The sequence below is a fragment of the Streptomyces sp. NPDC001970 genome (genome assembly GCF_053594115.1).
This window is the reverse complement of sequence record NZ_JBSFDW010000121.1, coordinates 1-1,327: the sequence shown is the minus strand read 5'-3', so window position 1 is coordinate 1,327 and position 1,327 is coordinate 1. Positions and strand designations below refer to the sequence as shown.

Below are 1,327 nucleotides of genomic sequence, written 5' to 3'. Positions count from 1 at the left end.
CAAGATCGTCCTGGGTCGGGGAAGCCTCGGATCGTGATCACCGAACAGGCAGCCGAGACTTGGGACCGCGACCTGGACCGCCTCTTCACCACGATCGGCCACCACTTCGGGCGCGTCGAACCACGCCGCCGCATGCGGGACTACGTGCGCGCACTGCTCGCCCCGGTGGCTCGCAAAAACAGCTGGCAGCTCGCCGAACATGCCGGCCACGCCACCCCCGACGGATTGCAGCGCCTACTCTCCCGCGCCCGCTGGAACCCCGACCACATCCGCAATGACCTGCAGACCTACGTCGCCGAACACCTCGGCCGCCCCGATGGGGTACTGATCATCGACGACACCGGCTTCCTGAAGAAGGGCACCACCTCCGCCGGAGTCCAAAGGCAATACTCCGGCACCGCCGGCCGCACCGAGAACTGCCAGATCGGCGTCTTCGCCGCCTACGCCAGCGCGGTCGGCCGCGCCCTGGTGGACAGGGAGCTCTACCTGCCCAAGTCCTGGACCGAGGACCGCGACCGCTGCCGCGCCGCCAAGGTCCCCGACGAGCGCGAGTTCGCCACCAAGAACACCCTCGCGGCAACAATCGTCCGCAGAGCGCTGGCCTCGCCGCTGCCGATCGCCTGGGTAACGGCGGATGCCGCCTACGGGCAGGACAACCGCTTCCGCCGGATGCTGGAAACATCCGGCGTCGGCTACGTCCTGGCCGTCCCCAAGTCCCAGTTCTCCCTGGCCGGCCCGCGCATCGACATGGTCTTCGAGCAGGCACCCGACCAGGCATGGGAACGCCGTTCCTGCGGCGCGGGCGCGAAGGGACAGCGCAAGTACGAATGGGCAGCTGTGCAGTTGCGCCCGGTAGCCGAGTACGACCACCAGGACGGGGTGTTGATCCGGCGACGCTGGGCACTGGCACGGCGCAGTCTGAGCCGGCCGGACGAGATTGCCTACTACCTCGCCTATGCACCCCTGGATGTCCGCGTGGACGAGCTGGTGCGGGTGGCCGGTGCCCGGTGGGCGATCGAGGAGTGTTTCCAGGCGGCGAAGAACGAGTGTGGCCTGGACGAGTACGAGGTCCGCCGCTACGTCGGCTGGTACCGGCACATCACCCTCGCCATGCTTGCACACGCCTTCCTCGCGGTGATGAGTGCGCGAGCAGCCGAAAAGGGGGCTCCAGCGATGGGAAGGCCGAGGTCATCGAGCTCACTGTGGCAGAAGTCCGGCGACTCCTGGCAGCTCACGCACCCCCAGACCCCCGCGCCCGCACCCACGCGTTGAACTGGTCGCGCTGGCGCCGGCGACACCAAGCGGTTGCGCGCCGTTGTCACTACCA

At 68.4% G+C, this 1,327-nt stretch carries 1 protein-coding gene; it reads left to right on the top strand.

Features of this window, described 5'->3' with window-relative positions:
• Positions 1-33 precede the first annotated feature (33 nt).
• Entirely contained in the window at positions 34-1,272 is a 1,239-nt protein-coding gene (locus ACWCP0_RS42135) for an IS701 family transposase (RefSeq protein ID WP_451083992.1), read from the top strand.
• Positions 1,273-1,327 lie beyond the last annotated feature (55 nt).